This is a genomic window from Enterococcus xiangfangensis (assembly GCF_005405365.1).
Taxonomy (GTDB): domain Bacteria; phylum Bacillota; class Bacilli; order Lactobacillales; family Enterococcaceae; genus Enterococcus_A; species Enterococcus_A xiangfangensis.
In genome coordinates this window covers 169,224-193,768 of record NZ_BJDX01000002.1, presented here as the reverse complement: position 1 = coordinate 193,768, position 24,545 = coordinate 169,224, and the positions used below count along the sequence as shown (strand labels likewise).

The 24,545-nt window shown below is 40.1% G+C and carries 24 protein-coding genes; 3 read left to right on the top strand and 21 right to left on the bottom strand.

Translation table 11 applies throughout. The features are described 5' to 3' along the window. Positions 1 to 60 precede the first annotated feature (60 nt). From selB to FFM68_RS02975, 19 genes are all read right to left on the bottom strand, one after another. Positions 61 to 1,941, bottom strand: a complete 1,881-nt coding sequence (gene selB, locus FFM68_RS03060) for a selenocysteine-specific translation elongation factor (RefSeq protein WP_137617970.1) — start codon at positions 1,939 to 1,941, stop codon at positions 61 to 63. Beyond that, positions 1,942 to 2,208 (bottom strand): putative Se/S carrier protein, encoded by a 267-nt coding sequence (locus FFM68_RS03055; protein WP_137617969.1) that lies wholly within the window; start codon positions 2,206 to 2,208, stop codon positions 1,942 to 1,944. 13 nt (positions 2,209 to 2,221) lie between these two features. Next, positions 2,222 to 2,812, bottom strand: a complete 591-nt coding sequence (gene yedF, locus FFM68_RS03050; protein ID WP_137617968.1) for a sulfurtransferase-like selenium metabolism protein YedF — start codon at positions 2,810 to 2,812, stop codon at positions 2,222 to 2,224. Between the two features lie 16 nt (positions 2,813 to 2,828). Beyond that, positions 2,829 to 3,851, bottom strand: coding sequence for a selenide, water dikinase SelD (selD, locus tag FFM68_RS03045; protein WP_137617967.1), 1,023 nt, complete (start codon positions 3,849 to 3,851; stop codon positions 2,829 to 2,831). A 340-nt stretch (positions 3,852 to 4,191) separates the two neighbouring features. Next, positions 4,192 to 5,073 carry a TSUP family transporter gene (locus FFM68_RS03040; protein WP_137617966.1) on the bottom strand — a complete coding sequence of 294 codons (882 nt, stop codon included), beginning with the start codon at positions 5,071 to 5,073 and terminating at the stop codon, positions 4,192 to 4,194. Positions 5,074 to 5,091: 18 nt separating this feature from the next. Beyond that, the gene (locus FFM68_RS03035) at positions 5,092 to 6,108 is read right to left on the bottom strand and encodes a proline racemase family protein (protein ID WP_137617965.1); all 1,017 of its coding nucleotides are present in this window, start codon (positions 6,106 to 6,108) and stop codon (positions 5,092 to 5,094) included. 65 nt (positions 6,109 to 6,173) lie between these two features. Further along, positions 6,174 to 6,665, bottom strand: coding sequence for a glycine/sarcosine/betaine reductase component B subunit (locus FFM68_RS03030; RefSeq protein ID WP_280531854.1), 492 nt, complete (start codon positions 6,663 to 6,665; stop codon positions 6,174 to 6,176). A 15-nt stretch (positions 6,666 to 6,680) separates the two neighbouring features. Next, positions 6,681 to 7,418, bottom strand: a complete 738-nt coding sequence (prdD, locus tag FFM68_RS03025) for a proline reductase cluster protein PrdD (RefSeq protein ID WP_137617963.1) — start codon at positions 7,416 to 7,418, stop codon at positions 6,681 to 6,683. A 146-nt stretch (positions 7,419 to 7,564) separates the two neighbouring features. Beyond that, positions 7,565 to 7,816, bottom strand: coding sequence for a hypothetical protein (locus FFM68_RS13355; RefSeq protein WP_204652628.1), 252 nt, complete (start codon positions 7,814 to 7,816; stop codon positions 7,565 to 7,567). Positions 7,817 to 7,837: 21 nt separating this feature from the next. Continuing rightward, positions 7,838 to 8,290: a glycine/sarcosine/betaine reductase selenoprotein B family protein gene (locus tag FFM68_RS13350; RefSeq protein WP_204652629.1), complete on the bottom strand. Its 453-nt coding sequence runs from the start codon at positions 8,288 to 8,290 to the stop codon at positions 7,838 to 7,840. Positions 8,291 to 8,293: 3 nt separating this feature from the next. Then, a complete protein-coding gene (locus FFM68_RS03015; RefSeq protein ID WP_137617961.1) occupies positions 8,294 to 8,602 on the bottom strand; it encodes a CBO2463/CBO2479 domain-containing protein in 309 nt (102 codons plus the stop codon). 17 nt (positions 8,603 to 8,619) lie between these two features. Then, complete coding sequence (gene prdA / locus FFM68_RS03010) at positions 8,620 to 10,521, bottom strand: D-proline reductase (dithiol) proprotein PrdA (RefSeq protein ID WP_137617960.1); 1,902 nt, start codon at positions 10,519 to 10,521, stop codon at positions 8,620 to 8,622. A gap of 25 nt (positions 10,522 to 10,546) precedes the next feature. Next, the gene (gene prdC / locus FFM68_RS03005; protein ID WP_275578060.1) at positions 10,547 to 11,842 is read right to left on the bottom strand and encodes a proline reductase-associated electron transfer protein PrdC; all 1,296 of its coding nucleotides are present in this window, start codon (positions 11,840 to 11,842) and stop codon (positions 10,547 to 10,549) included. 522 nt (positions 11,843 to 12,364) lie between these two features. Continuing rightward, entirely contained in the window at positions 12,365 to 13,720 is a 1,356-nt protein-coding gene (locus tag FFM68_RS03000; protein ID WP_137617958.1) for a peptide MFS transporter, read from the bottom strand. A 26-nt stretch (positions 13,721 to 13,746) separates the two neighbouring features. Beyond that, positions 13,747 to 14,628 carry a proline iminopeptidase gene (gene pepI / locus FFM68_RS02995; protein WP_137617957.1) on the bottom strand — a complete coding sequence of 294 codons (882 nt, stop codon included), beginning with the start codon at positions 14,626 to 14,628 and terminating at the stop codon, positions 13,747 to 13,749. A 15-nt stretch (positions 14,629 to 14,643) separates the two neighbouring features. Further along, positions 14,644 to 15,720 carry a M24 family metallopeptidase gene (locus FFM68_RS02990; protein ID WP_137617956.1) on the bottom strand — a complete coding sequence of 359 codons (1,077 nt, stop codon included), beginning with the start codon at positions 15,718 to 15,720 and terminating at the stop codon, positions 14,644 to 14,646. A 521-nt stretch (positions 15,721 to 16,241) separates the two neighbouring features. Next, the gene (locus FFM68_RS02985; RefSeq protein WP_137617955.1) at positions 16,242 to 16,703 is read right to left on the bottom strand and encodes a threonine/serine exporter family protein; all 462 of its coding nucleotides are present in this window, start codon (positions 16,701 to 16,703) and stop codon (positions 16,242 to 16,244) included. Between the two features lie 34 nt (positions 16,704 to 16,737). Continuing rightward, complete coding sequence (locus FFM68_RS02980; RefSeq protein WP_137617954.1) at positions 16,738 to 17,496, bottom strand: threonine/serine exporter family protein; 759 nt, start codon at positions 17,494 to 17,496, stop codon at positions 16,738 to 16,740. 146 nt (positions 17,497 to 17,642) lie between these two features. Continuing rightward, entirely contained in the window at positions 17,643 to 18,797 is a 1,155-nt protein-coding gene (locus tag FFM68_RS02975) for a M24 family metallopeptidase (protein ID WP_239585049.1), read from the bottom strand. Between the two features lie 628 nt (positions 18,798 to 19,425). On the opposite strand from FFM68_RS02975, the gene FFM68_RS02970 reads away from it, so the two are divergent. Then, positions 19,426 to 20,799 carry a cation:dicarboxylate symporter family transporter gene (locus FFM68_RS02970; RefSeq protein ID WP_137617953.1) on the top strand — a complete coding sequence of 458 codons (1,374 nt, stop codon included), beginning with the start codon at positions 19,426 to 19,428 and terminating at the stop codon, positions 20,797 to 20,799. Positions 20,800 to 20,998: 199 nt separating this feature from the next. On the opposite strand, the gene FFM68_RS02965 is transcribed toward FFM68_RS02970, so the two are convergent. Continuing rightward, positions 20,999 to 21,937: a helix-turn-helix transcriptional regulator gene (locus FFM68_RS02965; protein WP_137617952.1), complete on the bottom strand. Its 939-nt coding sequence runs from the start codon at positions 21,935 to 21,937 to the stop codon at positions 20,999 to 21,001. 92 nt (positions 21,938 to 22,029) lie between these two features. On the opposite strand from FFM68_RS02965, the gene FFM68_RS02960 reads away from it, so the two are divergent. Then, positions 22,030 to 22,680 (top strand): FMN-dependent NADH-azoreductase, encoded by a 651-nt coding sequence (locus FFM68_RS02960; protein WP_137617951.1) that lies wholly within the window; start codon positions 22,030 to 22,032, stop codon positions 22,678 to 22,680. A gap of 68 nt (positions 22,681 to 22,748) precedes the next feature. After that, the gene (locus FFM68_RS02955) at positions 22,749 to 22,925 is read left to right on the top strand and encodes a MarR family transcriptional regulator (protein WP_137617950.1); all 177 of its coding nucleotides are present in this window, start codon (positions 22,749 to 22,751) and stop codon (positions 22,923 to 22,925) included. A 58-nt stretch (positions 22,926 to 22,983) separates the two neighbouring features. Here the strand turns inward: FFM68_RS02955 and FFM68_RS02950 are convergent, their stop codons facing one another. Beyond that, positions 22,984 to 24,498, bottom strand: a complete 1,515-nt coding sequence (locus FFM68_RS02950) for a chloride channel protein (RefSeq protein ID WP_137617949.1) — start codon at positions 24,496 to 24,498, stop codon at positions 22,984 to 22,986. Positions 24,499 to 24,545: the final 47 nt, after the last annotated feature.

Genomic DNA, 24,545 nt, shown 5'->3' with positions numbered 1-24,545 from the left:
GATTTTTCCAAAAATAATTTTACAGCTAAACCATTTGTCTCAAGCCTGTAAAAAATTTGCTCAGCTTCCAAGGACCCGATAATTTTCCACACGTTTAGTGATTTCCTGCTTATCCATATATTCTAAAATCAGCATGGATGATTTTCGACTAGAATTTGTTAAATCACGGAAATCACCTAAAGTCATTTGTCCATGTTCTGCGACATAGTCTTGAACAAGTTTTACTGCTTGAGCGAAGATCTCGCCTAATAAGACATATTCATGCGTTAAAAAGATAACAGAATCCCCATTTAGAGCTTCTAAAACTTCTGCCGCATTTTTGTCTATATCAAATAATTCTTCTTTTTTAATCGGTGTATAACCGTTTTTAGCCAGCGTCTGTTCGATTTTTTCTTTGGCTGCTTGTTGATATTTATTGAATGTCACTTCAAAATCTTGTAACGCCAATTTGTCGTTCGCCTCTTTGACGACATCTTTTTTCAGCAAAGCGATCAACGCTGAGATCTCTTTTTCAGCCAACACGCCCCGCATACGAGAACGGAATTCTTCCAATGGCATACCAAAACGCAAACGATATTGTTTGTGATAAGCCGATAAAATTTCTGTTGCCTGGCTCACCAATTTTTGGTAGCTGACATGCGCTAAATAGCCGACCGACGTTTCAATCACGCGATCTTCTGCTGCCATTTCTGTCAAAACAGGTTGCAATTCTTCTTTAGCAACACCTAAATACTCCAACAAGACTTTTTCTTTTGTAAAGGGTTGTTTTTTGTTGACCATGAAATCAGTGATCAATTCATCCAAGCTACCTTCTTCTTTGGCCTTTAGACTCTCGAGAATTTCAACTTTGAACCGGCGATGTTTATGGGGTGCAGCATCTAAAACTTCACCACCTGCGATTGTCTGCATCGGTGAATAAGAACGTAAAATGAACCGGTCCCGTTCTTTGACCGCGACTTGTTCTTCTAAACGCAGCTGTAAGAACCCTTCTTCGCCTGGACCAATCCAATCAACACCTAACGGAACCGTTCGAGCCATTACTTCACGGGTTCCGATCAATAACCGTACGCGATCCCATAAACCAATCCCACCGTCTACATCCGGCAGACAAGTAATTTTAACATCCAACATCCATGTGTCTTCCAACTTTTCCGAAACAGATAGCACATCGCCGCGCTGAATTTCTTCAGTAGCGATATTGGCCAAATTCAACGCGGTTCGCTGACCAGGCTGCGCACTCTTTACATCTGTCTCATGAACTTGGATATTTCTTACTCGAGTTTTCTTTCCGCTTGGGTAAAGATACAAATCTGCTCCAACAGTGATCGCACCATCCAATAATGTTCCTGTAACGACCGTACCAAATCCTTTCACACTAAATACGCGATCCACATTCAACCGGGCCGAACCGCTATTCGATCGTTCTGGTACTTCTTCAGAATGAGCTTGGATTTTTTCCAATAATTCTTTGATTCCTGTACCTGTTACTGCATCTGTTTCAATCAAATCCGCTTCAGCCAGCGGCGTGTCTACTAATTGATCACGAATATCCTCAATTACTAATTCTTTCAAATCCGAATCGACAGTATCGACCTTGGTTAATACGATCAAAAAATCACGGATCCCTAATAAAGTCAAAATATCGATGTGTTCTTTCGTTTGCGGCATAATTCCTTCCGCAGCATCAATCACAAGCAAGACTAGATTGATTCCTGGCAAGCCTGCAACCATATTTTTGATAAATTTTTCGTGTCCCGGTACATCTACGATCCCAACGCGCTGGTTGTTAGGCAGATCTAAATAAGCAAACCCTAAATTGATCGACATCCCGCGTTTTTTTTCTTCGCTCGTCGTATCTGTTTCGATCCCAGTAAGTGCTTTGATCAATGTCGTCTTCCCATGATCGATATGCCCTGCTGTCCCAATCACAATATTTGCCATCTATTTGTCCTTTCTTAACGTATATTCTGTTTTCAAACCCTCGCGAGTTGCATGATAAAAACCTTCTGAATTAATCTGCGCACCAGCAAGTAAAGAGAGCAACGTACTTTCTTCAGCCAGTGGGTATTTCAAAGAAAAGCCGCAACTAGCATGAATCTTTTCCGGTGTTGGAATGATTCGAACAGCGAGTTGGGCTTCCTTTGCGATTTCTTCAGCTTTCATGGCTTCCCGGGTTGAATAGAACAAAGCAACACCGTACGTCTGCATAAAAACTGCTCCTTTATGGTTTTACGATTTTTGGTGCTTGACGCATCATCTCTACGATTCGATACATATTCGTGACTTCTCCTACGGCGGGCGTTAGTTCATAAAAGTTCAAACAAGCCCCACACGCATAGATTTCCACTCCTTGGTCGGCCAAGTTCTGCAAATCTTCAAGTGAGTCTGAATCTTCCCCGACTGAATGAACGCCACCATTGTAAAAAATGATTTTTTGCGGCAAAACATCTTGTTCAGCTACAGAATAAATAAACCCTTTTAACAAATTTTTCCCTAATTCATCAGAACCACGGCCCATTACATTCGTATCTACTACTACAATATAATCATCGACCGTCGCTGCTGGTTCTGCGACTTGCGGCAGTTCTTCAGTCAAATCAGTATTTCCTTTTGAAATAACTACGGTGTAATGACTTGGTGCATCTTGATCCATTTGATAAATATAACCTAACTGATCTGCCATCTTTTTCAAGTTCTGAGTAGCAATCTCATTATCTACTAACGTTTGTACAACTGTATGTTCTCGCAAAGCTTTTTTTGTTTCGATTACAGGTAACGGACAAGCCTTGCCTAAAGCATCGATTTTAAACATCTTTAGATCCACCTCTCTAATAAACAATCAATTCTGTTTTTTGTTTTTCAATAACTACACCAAAATCTTGCGCCGGAATATCAGCAGCTTGCAGTTTTTGTACTACAGCTGCCGCCTCTTCGGCTGGAACACTTACTAATAGACCGCCTGATGTTTGTGGATCAAACAATAATTCCTCAATCCCAAAATCATCGATTTGAAAATCAATCTTTGCTTCCATATAATTTCGATTGCGTTGGCCACCGGCAGTTAAAATAAATTCCTTTGCTCCTTGGTACGCTTCTTCGAAATAAGGTAGATTTTTGGATTGGATCTCTGCACTGAAACGCTCATTCAGCATTTCATGTAAATGTCCTGCTAAGCCAAAACCAGTCACATCCGTACAACTATTGATTGAATATTTACGAATAATATCCATTGCATATTTGTTTAGTGTCTCCATGCTCGTGGTTGCTTTCACAAATGCTTCTTCACTAATTTCTTCTGCACTATAGCCCACCGTAATGATACTTACTCCCAGCGGTTTCGTTAAAATCAAATGATCGCCTTGCTGACAAGTATTGTTTTGATAAATTTTAGTTGGATCGATCGTGCCTGTCACTGATAAGCCGTATTTTACTGACTGATCATGGATCGAGTGTCCGCCAGCTAAAATTGCACCGGCTTCTTGCACTTTTTCGGCCCCGCCCCGCAAGATTTCCTTCAATATATTCAAATCTTTTTCTTCTGGAAAAGCAACGATATTCAAAGCCGATAGCACTTCTCCCCCCATTGCGTAAACATCACTTAATGCATTTGCTGCCGCAATCTTACCAAAAAGATAAGGATCAGTCACCATCGTTGGGAAAAAATCCAATGTTTGAATAATTGCTAAATCATCGCGTAGTTTAATAACAGCCGCATCGTCTGTTGAGTCAAAACCCACCAGTAAATTTTCATTCGTCGCCTTCGGTAAATCTGCCAGTAAATCCCCCAGATTTCCTGGTCCGATTTTTGCGTTGCAGCCGCCGCAGACAATCAATTGTTGAACGGTCTCCATCTTTTCCACCATCCTTCACGTTTTCTATTATAACAGGTTGTTTTTTGTTTCTCTATGTAAACTTTGACCAGTTTTTATACTTAAATCAAAACCGTTTTTTCATTAAATAGAACGATTCCAATACTATGCACATAGTACCACAAATCGTGACGAATGTTTTTATATTCACAAAAAAAATTAATGATCTTTTTATCGATCTACTCGTTTTAAACAAGACCTAAACAATCATATCTCCTTGTTACTCTCCGCTTAAAAAAACAACTGCTGATTTACTTTGAGTCAAAAATTTTCACAACAAAAAAACTACTTGCCTAGTCAGGCAAGTAGTTAGAGAGAGCGATTAATCTACAGCAACCGCTGGTTTACGGCTCTTCAAGATATAAGTGATCCCTGTGTAAACAATCACGACGATAATGATCCATGCTAAGATATCTAAGTTTAATCCTGTAACAAATTTTGCGGCAATGATTACTCCGATAATCCCACCGATTGTAATCGCTAGACTGACCTTCCGAGCATAGTCGCCTTCTTTGACGAAGTTCAAACTTGCTACCGGCATCAAGCCTGCACAAGAACCCATCATAACTGGGAATGCAACTAATGGGCTTAAACCTAACATATAAACTAAAGCCATACATGGTGCGTATAAACCAACACCGATCGTCATCAACGCACCTAGAATAAAGTTAACAACAACACCGATCACTAATTTGATCCCTGTTAAGGCAGTCGCCGTGTTTCCTTCACCTAACATGTTCAACATACCTGTTTGACGAAGTCCCATCAACACCGCTGTAATAAGTAATGCCCAACCCATCCAAAATTGAACCTTTTTCTCAGGCAATTTCGTAACGAATTTTGAACCGACAAATGATCCAACCGTCGCGGCAATAATTAAGGAGAATAATGTTACGGGAGAAACTTCTACTACAGTCGTAAAGATAAATGCTTCTACTAATACAGGAATAGCATGCGCTACGTTTAGTGTCCCCGGCAACAGCCGATCATGGCTCAACTGTTTCGTAAAGTCTAATAACATTGTTGTCGGTGCAAAACTGCCGATCCCTAATGTATCCAAGAAATCAGTGACAAAGCCGATCACACCAGAAACGAGCCAATTGCCTTTTCCTAGATCGCTTTTATGTTTAACTAAATCGCGACCCATTACAAAAGTATGCATTACCATTAAACCAACGTAAATCACTAATAATAATGTTACCATCTTATCTCTCCCTCATTTCTAACCTAAAAGAAACCCTTCTTTCAAGGAATCTTTCGGATCAACCAAGAATGTGTTGTATCCAGTGACATAGGCAGATCCTGTCACACGAGGAATAATAGCTTTGTATCCTCCAACTTCTGCCTCTTCAACAATTTCGCCTTTAAATTTCGTGCATAAAATACTTTCATACACAAATGTATCGCCGACTTTCATTTCACCTTTGCCGTATAACGTTGCAAGTTTAGCACTTGTACCTGTTCCGCAAGGAGAGCGGTCAACTTGTCCGTCACCAAACACGACAACATTTTGGAATGTTGCGTCTGGGCTAGTTGCCGGACCATAAAATTCGACTAAATCAACCGTTTTAATATGTTCCAAAGTTGGGTGTTGAATTTCGATCTGTTCATTTACTGCATCCCGAATAATCATGCCTAGATCATTGAATTTTGAAGCATTTTCTGGCTTGATCTCTAACCCAATTGAAGAAGCTGGCAAAATTGCAAAGAAGCTTCCGCCAAAGGAGATATCCATTGTTAATTCACCAATTTCAGGGACGTTGACGGTTACATTTTCTTTATAAAGAAACGATTCAACATTATCAAATGAAACAGATTCTGCTGAATAGTCTTCATCCAAATGAACGGTTCCATGAACGATTCCAGCTGGTGTATCTTGAACAACGTTCACTTCGCGGTCGCCTTCTTTTACTTCGACCCAGCCTTGTTCAACAGCTGATGACATCGCTGCGATCGTATTGTGGCCACACATGTTCAAATAGCCACCTGAATCCATGAAGACGATTCCATAGTCCGCTTCTTCATGCACCGGTTCAGTGATAAAGGCTCCAAACATATCACGGTGTCCGCGCGGTTCTAACATTAACATTTTACGCAGATCGTCTGCTTCATTTTCAAGATACGCTCTTTTTTCCGCCATTGTTTCACCAGGGAATTTTGGAATTCCACCGATAATTAAACGAGCAGCTTCACCTGCTGTATGAGTATCAATTGCTGAGATCATTTTTGATGTTTTCATGATTGCCCTCCTTATTTCCTATCTTCGTAATATAAAAAATAATTTCTTTTGACAACTGTGGATAATCAGCGTAACTGCTGATTGTCTTTTCGCATTTTTAATTTGATTGACGCAAGCGCCTTGATTGCGTCTTGATGATTGATAGTATTTTCACCAACTACTTCTGTTTCGATCCCTTCAGCTGATTTATTAAAATCCAAAACATGCTTGGTGAAGTCATTTTCTACAACAAATTTAGCTTGTGTACCAATGAACTTGAGTCCAATCACGCTGATGTCTCGACGACCAACTTCTTCTAAGGTATTCGCAAAATCTACATCTGAGTTGCCCCAGCCGTCAGTTGTAGCGATCACGCCATTCGTACGCATGCCTTCTAACCATGCTGCCGAACGCTGCCCGACTAGATATTTCATCGCATTACTTTGCGGTGTCCCAACGACTACGACTCCTTGAAAGTCAATATCCGGGTCCTTACTTAGAAGATCCACGAGCGGATCTTGGAAATGATGTAGTGTAGTTTCTTTTGTTGATGGACCAATCCCCATTAACGACACCACCTGTCCATTATTCAGTTAAACCATAGAACGAATCGCTCCATCGCGATATTCATTTGCTGTTAAAAAGACGGGCATATTATTCATATCGATGATTGAACAGCCGCCTTTGAAGCCGCTTGGCTCATTTGGGTAAAGCAACATATCATACATCGCTCCTTGCCCCGCTACTTGCTTGACTAAGGCTACTTTGGGTTTACCTGGATGGGCATTCTCTTCATAGACATGGACTTCACAAGCGTCTTTTCCTTCCAGCATCTTCATTTTTTCGCGAATTTCTTGAATAAACTCATCCACGATCGCAAACATTTTAAGACAAAGTTCACGATTAAAAGGAGTCCCCTTTTTGGCTAAGAGATCTACTAAAATCACGTAATCCTTAGCGTTAGGCGTCCCCGCTTGATTCAATACTAAATGATCACGCAATACTCCCTCAGAAGAGCCAAATTCATGCATTTGTTCCCCTTCTTCAATAGCTCCAGTCATGACGACTGAAACTCCGGTAAGTGTATGCGTGATCCCTGAACCCAACACACCCAACACTTTTGTGGAAATCGGAATGATATCCATAATAGTGTTGGTTTCAACAGCTAGTTGATGTGGTGGGAGTAATCGAATCGTCAGCTTCTGAATAGCGGCGTCTTGGCAATCAAAGTCTTCCTTGATCTGTAACCGTGTTGGTTCAATATGAAAGTCGCTGCCTACAGTGACTTCATCCATATGAAAAACTTTGATCTTTAAAGTTTCGCCTCGCATTATTCACACCTGCTTTCAAAGTAAACGGTGATTAAGTAAGTAGCATCTATAGAAACGAGTCGAAAATTCACAAAAATTAAAAAGTAATCTTTGGAATTTTCGGCTTATTTCTTGACGCTGAGCACTTATTAAATCAACCTCTTGATTTAGACGTGGGCAATGTATTCATAAGGTAATGGAACAATTTTCCCTGGCGTTTCGATTGATACTAAACTTCTTAGAGTATCATGTAAGATACCTAATTGCATTTCAATGTTATGTGGTTCGCCAGCGTTTGCGCCCATCGGTACCCGAGGTGCTACGGCTCTTGGTGAACCATTTTGCCGTACTACTGGTGGTAATGCGGCGATTAAAATAGTAGGAATCCCTGCTTCCTCAATAGCTCTCTGCACGATCACGGCAGTTCTATGACAGGTTCCTCAGCCAGCGGTCAATACGACTGCGTCGACTTCTTCGTCAACTAATTTTTGAGCGATTTCAGGACCAGTTAGATCGTGGAATGCATCTTGGTCTCCCCCGCCACCCATAAAGCCGTAATGCATAGGTGCTGCTTCTTTAATGAATCCTTCTTTAACTAGATCGTGTAACCGATCGATTGGGAACATAGCGTTAACGTCACGGTTTACGTCGGCATTGTCATATCCTCCGTGTGAAACCATTAAATCATCGCTAGGTGTAACATCTGGAATTTCACGATAAGATGTATCTCCAGCTAAGTTAAAGCGTTTGTCCGTTTTTAAATGAACACCCGCTGCAGTTGCTAATGCAATACGCATATCTTTAAGCTCTTTTTTGACAGGAGTAAAGACAGATTTCGGTGTGATTGGCACAAAGATTTCTGACTGTAATCCTTCAAACACTGTTAAGCCCATGTGTTAATTCTCCTCTCTGCTTTCTGCTTCTCGTCTTTTTTCATTTTCCAAACGACGCCGTTGATGCTCTTTGATCGCATCAACATAATGCGCATTTGGTTCTTCTTCTAGTACTTCTGGATAGCTCATCAAAAAACCAACCTCTTGGCCGATTTCTAAATCATATTCAGAAATAATCATTCGACGAGGTATTTTTAGTTGTCCTAAACGTCCCTTGATGTCGATTGTTACGCTGGCATCGTGGATTTCCACTAGGATTCCTTCAAACATTTGCTCAGTCGAAATATATTTAAGTTTATCGATTCTATCCATTGATTCACCTTTAAGCCTTAATCTTTTTCGTAGATTTCTTGACGTTTCTTACTCTTAGGAAGAACTTGTTCATTTTCCGCTAGGTTGATTTTCTTACCTGTGGTTTTTTCGATGATCTCGATATTGTTCGCTTTTACATTTGGATTCCATTTACGTTCAGCAGCTTTGATTTCGCCGCCGCCCATTAATGTCTTCAACATTGCTAAATCACGAATAGCGTCTTCTTGACACAAAGTATTGTTAGACAAGATTTCGTTTTCGATTCCTTGTTTTGATTTATTATTATCAACCATTGCGCCCATTTCAGCGTTACCTACAACTAATGCTCCTTGAACAGCAGAGTAAGAATCACCGACAACTTTTACGCCACGTTTCCCGATTTCTTCAATATGAGAAGCAAAATCGATATGGTTATTACCAAAACCTTCTGTCGTTACGATTGCGCCATCAATATCCATTGCTTCGATGGTCATTCCTAGACGTTTTGAAACATAATACTTTTCAGTATTTGCTTGTGGTGAGCCAACAAACATAACCCCTACTAGATCGATTTCTTCATCAGCCATTGCTTCTTTAACCAATGGTTCTCTCCAGTAATGACGAGAAGTTTCTTTTGATGCAGGTCCGATACAAGTTAACGCATGTAAACCGCCATCTAAAACTTCTGTTGGTGCCAACATGATTGGCAAGTTTCCTAGGTCAACGTTTGGTTTTGCTCCTAGTGTTCCAACTGGTTCGATCGGCATAATCAAGTTATCGTGCATTGCACCTTGACCCATGATTTCTTTTACGATCAAGACCTTCTTATTACCGATACGGCGTTTTTGTACAATTTCTTCTGAATCAACCACTAATGAGTCATCCGCTTTTTTCAATGCTTCACGGATTTCTTGAGTAATATGATCAGACACGTGGTGAGCGGCTAATGGACCAGGACGTTCCATGTTTGCATGTTCTCTGATTGTTACTTGTGTTTTAATGAAGATCTCGCCTTTTTCTGGTGCGCCAGGACGTCCCCACATGATGTTGCGGTCTAATTCACCTTCTGATGAACCGAATTCACCGATTTGAACACCATTTGAGTCTGTTCCTGTAACAACCATAACTACGCCATCTAAAACACGGGTGATCCCATGGCCAATATCGCCTTCAACTTTGGTAGCGATTGGCTGAACATCCATGATCGTTTCACTATATTCACTATACTTATCTGGTGTGATGATTTCTAAAGTCATGCTTTCAACAAGCTTTTCTAACTCAACAGCTTCTGCACACATTTCTTCCATATTACGTAGCGTTAACGTTGTGCCTTCGATTTTTGTTTCTTCACCAAAGACGATCTTGTCAATCTTTAAGTGATCATGACGAACTGAACGGATCACTTTTTCTTCTACTTTTGCTTCTGGTGCTGCAACTTCTGCTTGTTCAGCAGGTGCTTGAGCTGCAACTGGTGCTGCCGGTGCAGCGGGAGCTACGCCGACTTGACTAGCTACAGACATTGGTACTTCTAAGTCGATACCGCGGCCTTCAGCAATATGGATTTTGATCGTTTGTCCGCCGAATTGTGCCACAGGGGCAACCGGCGCTACTGGCGCGATCGGTGCTGGTGCTTCAACTGGTGTCTCAGCTGTTTCTGCTGGAGCTTCTTCTGCTTCTTCAGCAACTTCAACAACACCATCTAATAATTCTTTCGTTAATGGAATCAACGCATCCGTTGTTTCTTTCAATGTCGTGCCAAGTACTTGTTCGATTGTTAGAGCATTTTCAGGTAATTCTAACAAACCTGAATCCTCTAAGTCTGGGAAGATCGCTGGATCTTCTAAGTCATCTGGTGCGATTACTTTGCCTGCTTCCGCACGGCAACATAATACTGCAGGGTCTTTGGCATGTTCTTTAGCAGTTTCTGCTGTAATAGACATTCGTTAAATCCTCCTAAATTTTAAATTAGTTTTTAGTAGTAGGTAATTTACGATATAGTCTGTGACCATCTGCCCGCAGTACATGATCTGTGTGATGATAAACCGGAACTCCTAACCTAGGAGCTACACCCATAACGGTGTTCGTTCAATCGGAACAAGATCCGGTCATGATTACTTCTGCACCTTGTTTTTTCAAGGACATTACAGTTGCAGCTTGACCTGGACAAATACCCGGCAGGGCACATCTATATCTTCCATTTACTTCTACCATTCGCTTGCAGCGTTCTGCAGCGACAACTTCTGCACCCATATTGTTAGCAATCTCAGTCATCCGTTCAGCAGAACCTCCGCATTCACAGATCAAAAGACCGACTTTGCGTGTTTCTTGTGGGAAAGGCATAGCGACCAACACACCACCACTTGTTTTAGTGATTGGCGTCATTTCATCGCCGCTTCTTCCAGTCATCGGTCCCCCAATTACGATTTCACCGTGCGGTTCAACGTACCCGCCGACATTATTGATTAATGTTTTGACTGGTGTTCCGATTGGGACATCTACAAAGACTGTTTCTTTTTGTTTTACTCGTCCAGAAACCGTAACATCTTTATCAATGAAAGGTTTTCGATCTTCGATTGCTTCTACGATGCGTTTAATCGTTTCCACGTTATCGATGACAGCGCCGACTTCTGTTGGAAGTTGACCCGGGTTTAAAACAATGTCCATTACTTCACGCACGATCACTCGTTCATCCCCAGCTGGATACATGTCAGGTAATTGATAGATATCCAATTTTGGTTCATTCGCAACCGCTTTTAATAACCGCAGTACTAACTCACGATGTTTGCCTTTTACCGCAATCACGCCTTTAGGTGCTTTAGTCATTTCCATACAGTACTTCATTCCACGGACTAGTTGATCGATATGTTCGTCCATTTGTTTCACGTTGTGAGCCAATAGCGCTTCACATTCTGCTCCATTTGCAATAAAGAGCCCTTCCGGAATCTCACATGCTAATTTCAAGAATGTTGGGAAACCTGCACCACCAGCACCGACGATCCCTGCTGCTTCGACTGCTTTTGCGTTCGATTCAGTATCAGGAATTGGTACGTAAGTAGAAAGATCTTGTTCTTCATCAATCGTTAAAACAATGTTTTCGCCATTTACATCGACAACTTTTCCAGAGAAACTTGCATGGATGTTGGCACCTAAGCCGTTTGGCTCAGCAATCAATTGTCCCCGTTGGACTTGATCACCAGCTTTTACGATTCCTTTACAAGGAGCGCCAACATGTTGTTTTAATGGTATAAGAATTTGTGTCAAAATTTTTCACCTCCCTGTTTCTATCTTGTTTGAACTTGAGCAAATCAGCCACCCGTAGTTCATGTAAATAATAGCACAATCACTCTAGTTATAAAAGGTCGTTTCTTGATTATTTTGATATTTTCTGGGAATTAACTTTATATATATCCTGAATTACGGAGTTTTCTAATTAAATTTTCATTATTTTTGACGAAAACAGAAAAACGATTGCAAAAGTTGTCTTAATACTGTTTTATCCGATACGGTTCATTCCATTTTTATGTTTGATTCATACCTAACTAGAACAATTTTCTAATATTGACAAGTTAAAAATAGTTTTCGATTGTTATTTAATTGAGAGCTATTCTCATTTAGGTTAACCCTATGAACTTTTTATTTTTTCGGTTATAACAGGTTTTCCATGTGATTTTTATATGTACAATCACTCACATATAATAAAGTTCATCACCTGATATATAAAAAAAGTTCTTGCCTTATTGAGGCAAGAACTTAATCATTTAAGATAAATTTTTAACGGGCTGATTATTCAGCAGTTTCAAGTGCGTCTAATGACTTGCTACCAAACCATAGAATCAAGCCTAGTACAATAACGACTCCGGCTAGAACCCCATAACCCATTTGGAAATCTTTAGGGACATCTGTTTCTAACAATGCATAGATTACTGGATAAATCATTTGTGAGAAGAACACAGCGATTGTCCAGACACCTAATAATAATCCCATCATTTTTGCTGGTGCTAATTTTGCAATAAATGAGTTTCCAAGTGGTGAGAAGACCATTTCACCAACTGACATCAATAGACTTACTAAAGCCAACCATAAGATACCTGTTTTTCCGTCTCCGACTACATCGGCTAAAACCATTACTAGATAAGAAACACCAACTAGCATCATACCTAGTGCTGTTTTCTTGAACATGCTCATATCGCCTTTAGGTCGAGCAGCTAGTTTCGTCCATAAACGACCCAAGACAGGTCCTAAGACGATACAGGTTAAAGCATTCATCGAATCGAAGTAAGAAGTTGGGACCTTGAAACTACCAATCACCCAGTTAGCACGTTCGATAAATCCAGCACCATCTCCGTAACCAAAGTAGAAATATGCCGGCATATATGCTAAGTACCAAACTGTCCAGAAAACAACAGAGAATAATGTAACTAAAATAATCGCAACGATCCGTTTTTTATCGCCTGAAGTCAATTTTGTATCAGCAGCATTGTCTTTTTTCCCTGCTGATTCGAATTGACGTTGGTCGATTTTAAATGGTTTTTTCCCTGCTTCACCTAGTGAACGGCTGTTAAAGATAAACCAAAGCGCATCAATTAACAATAATACACCACAAATCATAAAGACAAAATTGAAACCAAAAGCTGGGATCAACAATACTAAGAAAGTTGTTCCAATAAATGAACCGACGTTAACAAATGAATATTGAATAGAGAATGCTTCATTCAATTCTTTTTCATCATTGAACAATAAGGCATTTACCCCTGAAAGGTTTCCTTTAAATAACCCGGTTCCAAGAGCTACTAAGATGATCATCAGCCAAACCATCCCCATTGAGCTGGCTTGCCAAGCTAACATGTATCCAACACCCATCATAACCATCCCGGCAGCTACACAGAGCCGTGGACTTAACCAATAGTCAGCGATATATCCACCGAATGTTGGTGTAATATACGTTGCTGCAACGAACCATGCTGAAATTTGTACCCCTTGAGCACTCGTCATTCCTAAACCGCCAGATGCTGCAGTTGTCGCGATCCAAATCGCTAACATATATTTTGCTGTGTAAAAAGCACAACGTTCAAACGTGAATCCTAGTGCACAGACATAAAACCCAAAAGGCTTTTTTGTTTTTACTGGAGTTGTTTCCACTATCATTCCTTCTCTCTTTTAAATTCTTAGTCGTTTGCTGCTAACCAGCCTTCCAACAGTTTCATGTATTTTTCGCGTTCCTCCACAAACGGCATATGTCGGCTGTTCGCAAACAGCTCCCATTTTGCCCCTGGGATCGCGTCATACATAGTTTTCGCTATCAAAGGTGTGCACAAATCGTTTGTGCCGCTAGTAACAAGCGTTGGGACAGTAACTTCACGCAATTTTTCTGTGTAGTCATACCCTTGTAAAGTCCCTTCAGGTGAATATTCATTTGGTCCCCAAGCCGCAACATAACTTTCTGTTCCAGCGACTTTTTTACGCCATAAAGGTTCTGGATCGTCTTTCGTAAATACCGGTGCTGCATGACGGACCATGAAACGATCATTGGCTGCAAGATACGCTGGATCATCGTAATTACCAGTTGCTTCTGCTTTTGCAATCGCTGCTTGATCTTCTTCAGACATAAATTTGATCATTCGGTGTTGTTCTTGAGCCCATAATTTGGCAGAAGATAACGTACTTGAAAGAACCATACTCTTGATGCCTTTTGGCGCGTAATCACAAACATAAATAATTTCTAACATGCCGCCCCAAGATTGGCCTAATAAGTGAACTTCATCCAAGTTCAAGTGTTCTCTCAAAGCAATCAATTCATTGACCCAAGTCTCAGCCGTCCAAAGATCTGGCTGCGATGGTACCGCTGATTTTCCACAACCTAATTGATCATACATGATGATCTGGCGGCCATCGACCGCCATTTCATCAAGTACTTCAAAATAGTTATGGGTTGATCCAGGTCCGCCGTGCATGACAATCAATGGTTTTTTATTACCGGATTGTTCACCAACAATCCGATAATACGTCTGATGCCCTAAATAAGGCATGTAGCCTTCTTCGATTTTCATACGTTGCGTGGCCTCCTAACCGATTACTTCTAACTCTTTAGAATAATGATTCAAGTTTTCGCAGCCATCTTCTGTTACGATGACTAAGTCTTCGATACGAACACCGATTTCTCCTGGAATATAGATCCCTGGTTCGATTGAGAAGACATTTCCAACTTCAGCTACATTGTCGTTTGATCCTGAAACGTCACCAGCTTCGTGGCAATCAATTCCAATAAAATGGCCTAAGCGATGAGTGAAGTATTCACCATAGCCTTTTTCAGTGATATAATCACGAGCTGCTGCATCAAGGTCTGACAATTTCACACCTGGCTTCACTAAATCGATCGCCCGTTGCGCTGCTTCTTTAACGGTTTCATACACTTCGCGACCTTTATCAGAAACTTCTTTGTAGAAGAAAGTCCGAGTCATATCTGAAGCGTAAGAATTTTTGATGCCGCCGATGTCTAAGATAACAGAATCGCCCGGTTTTACTTTTGAATCATCCGTTTCATGATGCGGATCTGCCGCGTTTGCGCCATAGCCGACGATTGGATCAAATGAAAATCCAGTATTGCCCATTTCTTTATAGAATTCACCTAGTTTTTCTGCCATTTCAGCTTCAGTTAATTCTTCAGGCAATAATTTTTTCAAACGATCGATCGCAAGTTCATTGTCAGCTTGAGCTTCACGCATCAATTGTTTTTCTTCTTCGTCTTTGACCGCACGAACAGCATCTGTCACTTCAGAACCGTTTCCTAATTTAGCATTTGGAACAGTTTCTAGTAAGTCTAGTAAGAAATGAGCTGGCCAGTTCTTATCGATCCCGATTTTTTTATCAGTATCAACATACTCAAGAACTTTTTTCACAGCGTCGTCGGTATCATCAATAAATACTTTTTCCACGCCCAGATCTTCTTCGATTGGGAATAATTTGTTGACGATCAATGTGTTCTTGTTCTCTGGAGTAATCACTAATACTAATAACCGTTCACCAGGATGGATCCAGCGGCCAGTTAGATAGAAAATAGTTGTTGGATCTGAAACCAATAATTGGCCATATCCTTGTTCATTCATTTTTTCAATTACTCTTTCAACGCGATGTTCTTTCAAAATCTTTCACTCCTTTTTTTAGTCTGCTATTTCTTGCCTGATGGCTTTATATTAAGAACAGCTTTGTTCCCACGCAGCTGTTAATAATCCATTAATACTCTTTTTGACAACTATCAACTGCTATGCAACAGATTAGAATTATCGATAGAGATTTGTGCATCCATTCACCTATCGTTAGTTTTAAAATAACCATAAAACCATTTGGATTTCAAGTGTTTCTATGAATAAAAACAAATCTAATCATTCGTATCCGCTTCCATTAGTTTACTATATCTTCTAGTTTTTTTAAACAATTCTTCAAACTTTTTTTCGAACTAACATTTTTTCTGACTAATTCGTTAAAATTCAGCAGATTTTTATTATATTTCAAGCATTTTGTTTTTCTTATTATTTTCTCATTTTATTGTTCTTTTATCCATCTAAAGGAGTTGGCTTATTTCTTTAGTCTAAGTTGTTTACTTTTTAATAATCGTGAGGATAGAAAAAACACAGCTCTGTTATACAACAACGCTGTGTTTCTTCTATTCATGATATTGAATTTTTTTCATTTTGTGGTAGGAGTAGAAAAACTTTGGCGACAACTCATACCCCACCGTGATCCCAACTGCGATCGCGATCGCAATTTTTAAGACTTGTATCCCAATCTGTGCCGCTTTAATCGAATCACCGATAAAAAAATTATACGTAAAATTATAGATTCCCACCCCAGGAACGAGGCAGAAGATCCCACAAATCAAAAAAATCGTCACCGGCGCTTTTAGTGCAAATGAAGCTTCTCGCGAAAGATAGATTAAAACCAATGACGCGATGAACGTCGCCGCCACTGGTGCCACCCAAAAGTGCATGATCACTAAATAAATAAACCAGCCGCATGCACCGATCACTCCGCAATGAACATAGTAACGGCGCGGTACTTCAAATAGTATTGCAAAAGAAATGGTTCCTAAAAAACCAGCTAATGTTTGAAACAAACCATTGATCATTGGCTTCACTCCTTTTTAAATAAACAATTGATAATTACAGCATACTAAAGGCTCTTAACACTAACCCGACCCCCACCGACACACAAAGTGCCGTAATCAACGCGTAGATCATCTGTCCCCACCCCGAACTGTAATCACCATCGAATAAGTAGCGGATGCCATTGACAATAGCCACTCCCGGTAAAAGAGAAATGATTCCGCCAGTTACTAAACTAGTCAAATGTAAGTCTGGGAGAAAATGAACGAACAAACAAGCCAAAATACTGACAAAGGCACTGCTGGTGATCGTTGAAATAATGTCTGACATATTGAATTTTGGCAATAAATACATAGAAAAACAGGCTAGCACAACGCCTAATACCAGTGCACCAATCGTATCCCACAGGCTGCCACCAAAAATAAAACAAAAGCTGGCACTACCGAAAGCATAAGCAAAGATCTTTAATGGATCCGAGGTAAAGGATTCTTTTTTGATTGCCTGTAGCCACTCATTGGCATCTTCTGGACTCAAACGTTTTTCAGTCAAACGCCGCGATAAGGTATTGATTTGCTCAATCCGTCCTAGATTAATCGGCGAGATGGGAATATCGCGAACCCGCGCTTGAACCGTTTGATCCTTCAAACGTGCAGTCATAAAAATACCATTGATCAAAACAAAACTATCAAAATCTTTCAACTCTAAAGCTTCTGCAATATGGCGAATGGTCGTCTCGATCCGCTTGATCTCTGCACCATTTTTCAATAATGTTTCACTAATATCATAGACGAAATCAAAAGCTTCCCGTTCATTCATCGATCTACCTACTTTCAAATAAAAGTATCCCTCCAGTTAATCATAACGTTATCGGACAGGATAATAACTTTTTTTATCATATTTCAAACGACTAAAAAACGACGACAGTCTTTGCCGTCGTCGTCTTAGTATAGCCTATCTCATGTTTATAATTCAATCAAATCATGGGAAATGCTGATCATATTTTCGTAACCGTCTTCAGTGATCAAGACTTGGTCTTCAATCCGTACACCGCCCCAATCTGGAACATAGATCCCTGGTTCGATCGTCATCACCATATTCGTTTCCAATACATCATCATATTGTTCATCGATATACGGCAATTCATGGACAAATAAACCGATACTGTGACCGATATTGCGGTAAGTATATTGCGGATATTCTGTGCCTTGCAACGGTTTTAACGAGGCTTGATAAATATCTTTGACTGCTGCACCGTTTTTCATGACTGCTTCGGCAGCTTCTAAACTTTGTTTTTCTAATTCATAAACTTCTCGTTGTCTATCTGTTGCTTTGCCGACAACGACTGTTCGAGTCATATCGGACATGTAGCCTTCATATTGACAGCCAAAATCCATTAACACAAAATCACCATACTCGATTGATTTCTTTGATGGGATGCCATGCAGCAAGGATGTATTGGCACCTGAAATCAAAATATTTCCATAAGGTTGTGTGTCGGCGCCTTCTTGCACCATATACAAAGAAAGTTTAGCCGCCAATTCCTTTTCAGTCACACCCACCCGAATATCTTTCAGGATCCGCTCAAAAGCTCGGCAAGAAATTTCACACGCATTGCGCATGTATTGGATTTCTTGCGGCGATTTGATTGCACGCATCCGATCAATCACACCACCGGCTTGTACAAATTCTGCTGTCGTTTTCGTTGTAAAATCAGAATACATGTCGTACGTTAAATAATCTGCTTCAAAAGCGATTGTTTTTAAGTTTTTTTCACTAGCTAGACGCGCAACTGTATCTCCAACAGTCCGTCCAGGCAAGCGCCAATTAATAATTTCATAATCTGATACTTCGATATCTGCTTGCTCAGTATAACGCGGATCAGTCAAAAAGTATTGTCCCTCTTGTGTGAGCAAAATAAATGAATCGTCTCCTGTCCAACCACTAGTAAAACGAACATTCACCCTTTTGGCAATAAAAAAAGCATCCAGTTTCTCTTTTTCCAAATACGCACGAATCTTTCCTTCGTTTAACATCGTCACACGTTCCTTTCCATTTTGAAGTTCGAAACTTCTCATTAATAGATTAGCAGTCGATAGAACTTTGGTCAACGCTTTCAAAGAGTTAATCCTCAAAAAGTGCAGACTATTTCACAAACTAGCGGGTCATCCGCACAAGAATGCGAATAATTAGTGATTTGATTGAAGGAAAATGAACTTTTTATTTGATTTATCGCTCTTTTTTGTCACATTTTTCTAATATAAATAAAAACCAACCGATTGCTCTTTCTCACAAGCAAAATCGGCTTCATTCTTGCTGTTTACTAACTAAAGTACAAGTTATTTCTGTTCTGCTTTTTACAATAAAAATATCCTTAAACGATAAAAAGTGATTAGAAATCAATTTATTTTATGAGAATAGTTTTAGGATGGATTTATTCGATTACTTTTTTGTTATCCTTTTCATTGAAGAACAGATTTAGTGAAATGGACCAGGCTGGAGGTAACGTGATGCATATAAAACATCTTTGACTATGACAAGTAATCAACCTTAGAGTTTCTAAGTTAGCGGTATCCTTCTTTCAGTTGCGGTATTTCTTTTTCTTTGACGATTCAAGTGATTTTATTCACATTTATTATTGAAGGAATTAAAAAAATGATCTGTTCTTAGACAATCTACTATTTCACTAGGAATACACACCTGAAAAAATGAGTTTCTGACAACAATTAAATAGTAGGAGTGTATTGAATGTTACTTTTATTAGCTTTTATCGTAGTTTTTTTTGTTATTTATGGATTGATCTATTTGAAACAGCGCAAAGTCCCCTTTTCAAAAAGAGTTGTCCTGGCATTGGCATTAGGTATTCTACTAGGTCTCATTTTAAATGGGATTTTCTCGACAGAGCAAGGACTGCTTTTCTCTGATTGGACCGGTATCATTGGAAGTATTTATGTTAAATTGTTGCAAATGATCTCGATTCCTTTAGTTCTAGTCTGCGTCTTGTTGGCATTTACAAAAATCGAACTAAAAACAAATGTCGTCAAAATGGGCGCAACGATCATTCTTACCTTAGTCACTTTTGCAGGAATTGCTGGCATGATCGGTCTGGTCACTGGCCAACTGTCTGGAATCGATGGCAACGGGTTTACGATCTCCAAAAGTGCTTTGCATGCTGCAAATGACTTGAAAGAAAGCTATGTTTCAGGCGGCGAGCACACGTTGACCTTACCACAAAAGATTGTCGCTATTTTCCCATCAAATCCATTCTATGATTTGACCGGACAACGTCCCAGCGCAACATTAGGCGTCGTGATTTTTGCTTTGTGTCTAGGCTTTGCCTATTTAAAAATCAAAGATCGTAAAGTGAAAGAAGCACAATTATTCAAAGATTTCTTAGACAGCGCTTACGAGATTATTATGTCTGTTGTTCGTTTGTTCTTATCTTTTGCCCCTTATGCCGTTTTCACTATCATGACAACAACAGTAGTCAATAATGATATTTCAGCTGTTTTGAAATTAGCACAATTCTTTATTACTTGTTATGCCACGATCCTGCTCGTCTTTCTTTTACAAGTTTTGGTCATCGCATTTTGCGGCATTTCACCAGTGCGTTATATTAAAAAAGCATTTCCAGTTTTATCTTTTGCCTTTATCACGGCTTCTAGTGCCGGCTCAATGGCTATGAACTTAGAAATGCAAGAAGAGCTGCATATTCCTAAAGGGGTCTCTAGTTTGAGTGCTTCTTTTGCAACTTCGATGGGAATGTGTGGATGTGCCGGTTTATATCCAGGGATCATCATTTCAATTGTCGCGGCGACGCAAGGAATCAATCCGTTATCGCCTCAATTTTTACTGTCTGCTGGATTAGTCATCGCGATGACTTCTTTTGGAATCGCCGGAACTGGCGGTGGCGGGACCGTCGCTACAATCATTGCCTTGTCCACTTTAGGTTTGCCTGTTGGGTTGGTCGGAATCTTTATCGCAATTGAGCCGTTGGTTGATATGGGCCGAACGGTCGTTAATCTAAATGGCGGCGTAATGGCCAGTGCTGTTACTTGTAAAGTCAACGGAATAGATTTAAGCGAACATCACGCGCCTATCCATCCAGAAGGTCAAGTCTAACAGAGGAACTTATTGCTACAAAAGATTAAAAGAAACGATTGTAACAAACGTATTCAGCTTCAAGAAGAAAAATTACGACTTATTCCTGAGCTGGATCACCATTTATCCAAAAAGAGCGGATGTGACAAGATTTTTGTCGTCTCCCCTCTTTTTTTGTTATAAATTCTTCTAAGATATAAGGGGTGGATCAGGCAAGTGTTTACTCATAATTGCTCACTAGCATTTTTAGTTTTGCGATATAGCCTTGTTGTAATGCTGGCGGACTTTGCACTTTGACTTCTGCTCCGAAAGACAATAAATATTCGATCATATACTCGTACTCGTCTTTATTGTACCCGCCATAAAGTTCGTATTGTTCCCCCAGCATACGCAGGTGCATATTAGGGTAATGATTTTTTTCAAATTTTTCTGCTCCTTTTTGCGTTAACAGACAGTAAAAAGCAATATCATGATGGGTCTTTTCGTAATGCTGTTTCAATTTGTGCAATTGGCTGCGATCAAAAACTGTCGGCGGCTCCTTTATAAGTTTGAAAGCTTCGACTTGATCGATTCTAAGTGTCACCCACTCTTTAGAAGACAATAAAACAGCCTCACAAAACCAGATTCCGTTTCGATAAAGCAATTCAAACGCTTGAATCTCAACAGGCTTGGCTCCCCAACGTGCCGGACACAAAATTTCAGTTGGTCGGGTTTCTAAAATTATCGTCAAAAAATCATTTAAAAATTGCGGATGTGAAATCGAGGCCCCGGTATAATAATGGACAGCACCTTGCATCATCCTGACTGTTGCTTGTTGCGACGGTGACAAAGAAGCCATGAGTTTGTCCGTAATGCGGGGGTAAGATTGCGAAAACGGGGTCGAAGATAAATTCTTCAAGGCCTTTAAAGCAAAAAAGATCGCACTGACTTCTTGGTTATTAAAATAGATTGGGATCATCGAACGGTGTTGGGTGATCTTGTACCCGCCACCAGGTCCCACTTCAGAATAAAGCGGCAAACCCAACTCTTCAAGTGCTGCAACATCTCGCAAAGCCGTTCGCTTAGAGATATCAAAGGTCGTCATAAGATCTTGCAGCTGAAAGACTACCTTATCTGATAAAAAGGCCAGCTCCAAATTTAAGCGCTCCGATTTTTTCATTTTTTTCCTCTTTTCATAATGGTGCCATTAATTGACACCATTATACCTTATTCTAAGGATGTTAAAAATAAACAAATGAAGGAGACCCCTCAATGAAAACTCTTGTAGTCAATGCACATCCAGATTTCCACAATCCAAATCACTTTTCAATTCAGCTTTATCACTATTTTCTTGAACAGTTTAAAAATAAATTTCCTAAAGATACAATTGAGGAAATCAACTTATATGACATGGCGATTCCGCAAGTAACAAATGGGCAACTGTTCAGCCTTTGGGATAAACAAGCAAAAAATATTCCTCTGACCGATTCTGAGAAACAAGCGGCTCATCTAAACCAAAAATTGCTTGAACAATTTAAATCTCATCACAGAATCGTAATCGTCGAACCTCTCCATAATTTTAATGTCACTTCTCGCTTAAAAGACTATATCGATAATGTTCTTGTTGCTCGGGAAACGTTTCGCTATACAGCAGACGGCTCAGTTGGTTTGATGACCGATGACTATCGCATCATGTTGCTGCAAGGAAGCGGCAGTATTTACACAAACAATGATCGATATACACCTTTGGAATTTTCGCGCGCTTATTTAGACGCGATTTTTACCGAGCTAATGGGCTTTCACACGTTCCAAATCGTCCGAGCCCAAGGAACACAAGTGGCAGACGCCGACCCTAGTTTGATTATGGACTCTGCAAAACAAGACTTGCAAACAGCATTCAAGGCATTTTATGACAGCCATTAAATTCAACTATTAGACACTCACTTTGTTATTATAGATAAAACGATCAAATTATATCAGGAGGTTTTTATATGTCACCAGAAGAACTTGTCTTAAATTCACTGAAAGAGGCCGAAGCACCGCTAAAAAGCGGCGAAATCGCTGCGGCAACTAAACTTAGTTCAAGCGAAGTTGCAAAAGCAATCAAAGCACTAAAGACAGCTGAACAGATCACGAGTCCTAAGCGTTGTTATTATACTTCTCTTTAAAATAAAAAAATGATGGAAGGTCTTCTTAGTGAGATCTTCCATCATTTTTTGTTAGTTGTCAGTTTCGACGATGTCGGCTCATTCGAGTCATTGGTGCCGCATCTGTTTCACGTGTTGGTGTTTCCACTCGGTTTGTCGTTTCACTTTTTTTCCGAACGTCTCGCACCAAGATTTCTTTTTTAGGCTCAGCGACTTGTGGTTGTACTTTTTCAGCAGCCTTTTTACGATCAGCGGCCTTTCTCAATGCTGAGATATCTCTTGTCGAATCCGTTTCGCTTGCTGATTTTGTCGAAGAAGATTTTGCCCGCTTAGCTAATTCTGGCAACTTGAACGATTTGATTGTTTGTTCTTCTTGGAAAAAAGGAACCCGCTGTAAAAATAAATTGCCTAAATATCCTGCTAACCAAATCCATAAAAACAATTCCACCGGGAACAACAGTAAAAATAAACAGGCTGTTGCCAATGGCTGTTTTAAAGTTACCGCACATGCACTCGCAGCAAAAACAGCTACCAATAAACCAGGAGAATACGGTAAAACATTAGCAAATGCTAAAGCCGCTGCAATACTGGCAAAAATCATCGGGAAAATCGTTCCCCCGCGCCAATTACAGGCTAAACAAAAAACTGTTATCGCAATTTTGCCAAATCCAATCAATAATAAGATAAAGAAATTCATCGTCTCTGCTTGACGAGTGAAGGACAATAAATTATGTTCACCAGAAAATAAAAAATACGGCGAGATCGTTCCTAAGATCCCTAAGACGATCCCAGCAAAAATCGCTAGCGGTAATGGGTTACGGATTCGCTGATTCAACTTCTCACCTTTTTCTTGCAATGCTAAGAAAAATTTTCCAAACAGTGCGCCTAAAAGGATCATCGGAATGACTAACAGCAAGCCTTGCCACGTAAAGCTGCTCTCCAACTTGCGGATCGCAAAAACTTGTTCTTGGTTTGGAAAAAGATTATAAGTGATGAGGTAACCGATAAAGCCGGTAAACGTAGCGAATATGTATAAAACATATTTTTTAAGTTTACTCTCAGTTACGACTTGCCAGTTCTCCTGTTCAACGGACCGTCCAACCCCAAATAGCGGCGCCATAAAAATCACACCTAAAGATGTACCAATCCCAAATTCAAGTAGATCTGTTCGCTGATCAGCTGTGATTTTTCTGCGATCTGCGACATAGGAGATCACACCTCCAATGATCGCGACTAACGCTGCTTCTGGTCCTAAGCTTGCCCCAAACAGCAAGACTAGCAAAGATCCTAGTAAATTACGAACGATTTTTCCTCCGTGATAATCGATTCGTTGGGTCGCTTGATATTCATCAAACGATTCTTGTAAAGTCCGGGGATAGCGCCCAAAAGCTTTGACAAAAAAACCGATCGCTACTCCACCGATCGTACACACAATCAACGGATAAAGTCGTGGTTCTCCTAACGCCTTGGGCAAAATTTGCCACAAAAGTTGATGCCCTAGTTCTGACAGGCCCAGAAACAAAGCAACAATGACCCCCACAACTAGACCTAATAGTCCACTGTAGCCAAAAAATGCTAGTTTAAACTTATTCATAAAATTAACCTTTCTCTAGATAGATTCCGCTACATTATAACAAAGGT

Excerpts from the sequence above, each read along its gene's own strand:
- selB (WP_137617970.1), bottom strand. The coding sequence starts at position 1,941 with ATGGCAAATATTGTGATTGGGACAGCAGGGCATATCGATCATGGGAAG.
- FFM68_RS03055 (WP_137617969.1), bottom strand. The coding sequence starts at position 2,208 with ATGCAGACGTACGGTGTTGCTTTGTTCTATTCAACCCGGGAAGCCATG.
- yedF (WP_137617968.1), bottom strand. The coding sequence starts at position 2,812 with ATGTTTAAAATCGATGCTTTAGGCAAGGCTTGTCCGTTACCTGTAATC.
- selD (WP_137617967.1), bottom strand. The coding sequence starts at position 3,851 with ATGGAGACCGTTCAACAATTGATTGTCTGCGGCGGCTGCAACGCAAAA.
- FFM68_RS03040 (WP_137617966.1), bottom strand. The coding sequence starts at position 5,073 with ATGGTAACATTATTATTAGTGATTTACGTTGGTTTAATGGTAATGCAT.
- FFM68_RS03035 (WP_137617965.1), bottom strand. The coding sequence starts at position 6,108 with ATGAAAACATCAAAAATGATCTCAGCAATTGATACTCATACAGCAGGT.
- prdD (WP_137617963.1), bottom strand. The coding sequence starts at position 7,418 with ATGCGAGGCGAAACTTTAAAGATCAAAGTTTTTCATATGGATGAAGTC.
- FFM68_RS13350 (WP_204652629.1), bottom strand. The coding sequence starts at position 8,290 with ATGGGCTTAACAGTGTTTGAAGGATTACAGTCAGAAATCTTTGTGCCA.
- FFM68_RS03015 (WP_137617961.1), bottom strand. The coding sequence starts at position 8,602 with ATGGATAGAATCGATAAACTTAAATATATTTCGACTGAGCAAATGTTT.
- prdA (WP_137617960.1), bottom strand. The coding sequence starts at position 10,521 with ATGTCTATTACAGCAGAAACTGCTAAAGAACATGCCAAAGACCCTGCA.
- pepI (WP_137617957.1), bottom strand. The coding sequence starts at position 14,628 with ATGAAAATCGAAGAAGGCTACATGCCTTATTTAGGGCATCAGACGTAT.
- FFM68_RS02985 (WP_137617955.1), bottom strand. The coding sequence starts at position 16,703 with ATGATCAATGGTTTGTTTCAAACATTAGCTGGTTTTTTAGGAACCATT.
- FFM68_RS02980 (WP_137617954.1), bottom strand. The coding sequence starts at position 17,496 with ATGAATGAACGGGAAGCTTTTGATTTCGTCTATGATATTAGTGAAACA.
- FFM68_RS02970 (WP_137617953.1), top strand. The coding sequence starts at position 19,426 with ATGTTACTTTTATTAGCTTTTATCGTAGTTTTTTTTGTTATTTATGGA.
- FFM68_RS02965 (WP_137617952.1), bottom strand. The coding sequence starts at position 21,937 with ATGAAAAAATCGGAGCGCTTAAATTTGGAGCTGGCCTTTTTATCAGAT.
- FFM68_RS02960 (WP_137617951.1), top strand. The coding sequence starts at position 22,030 with ATGAAAACTCTTGTAGTCAATGCACATCCAGATTTCCACAATCCAAAT.
- FFM68_RS02955 (WP_137617950.1), top strand. The coding sequence starts at position 22,749 with ATGTCACCAGAAGAACTTGTCTTAAATTCACTGAAAGAGGCCGAAGCA.
- FFM68_RS02950 (WP_137617949.1), bottom strand. The coding sequence starts at position 24,498 with ATGAATAAGTTTAAACTAGCATTTTTTGGCTACAGTGGACTATTAGGT.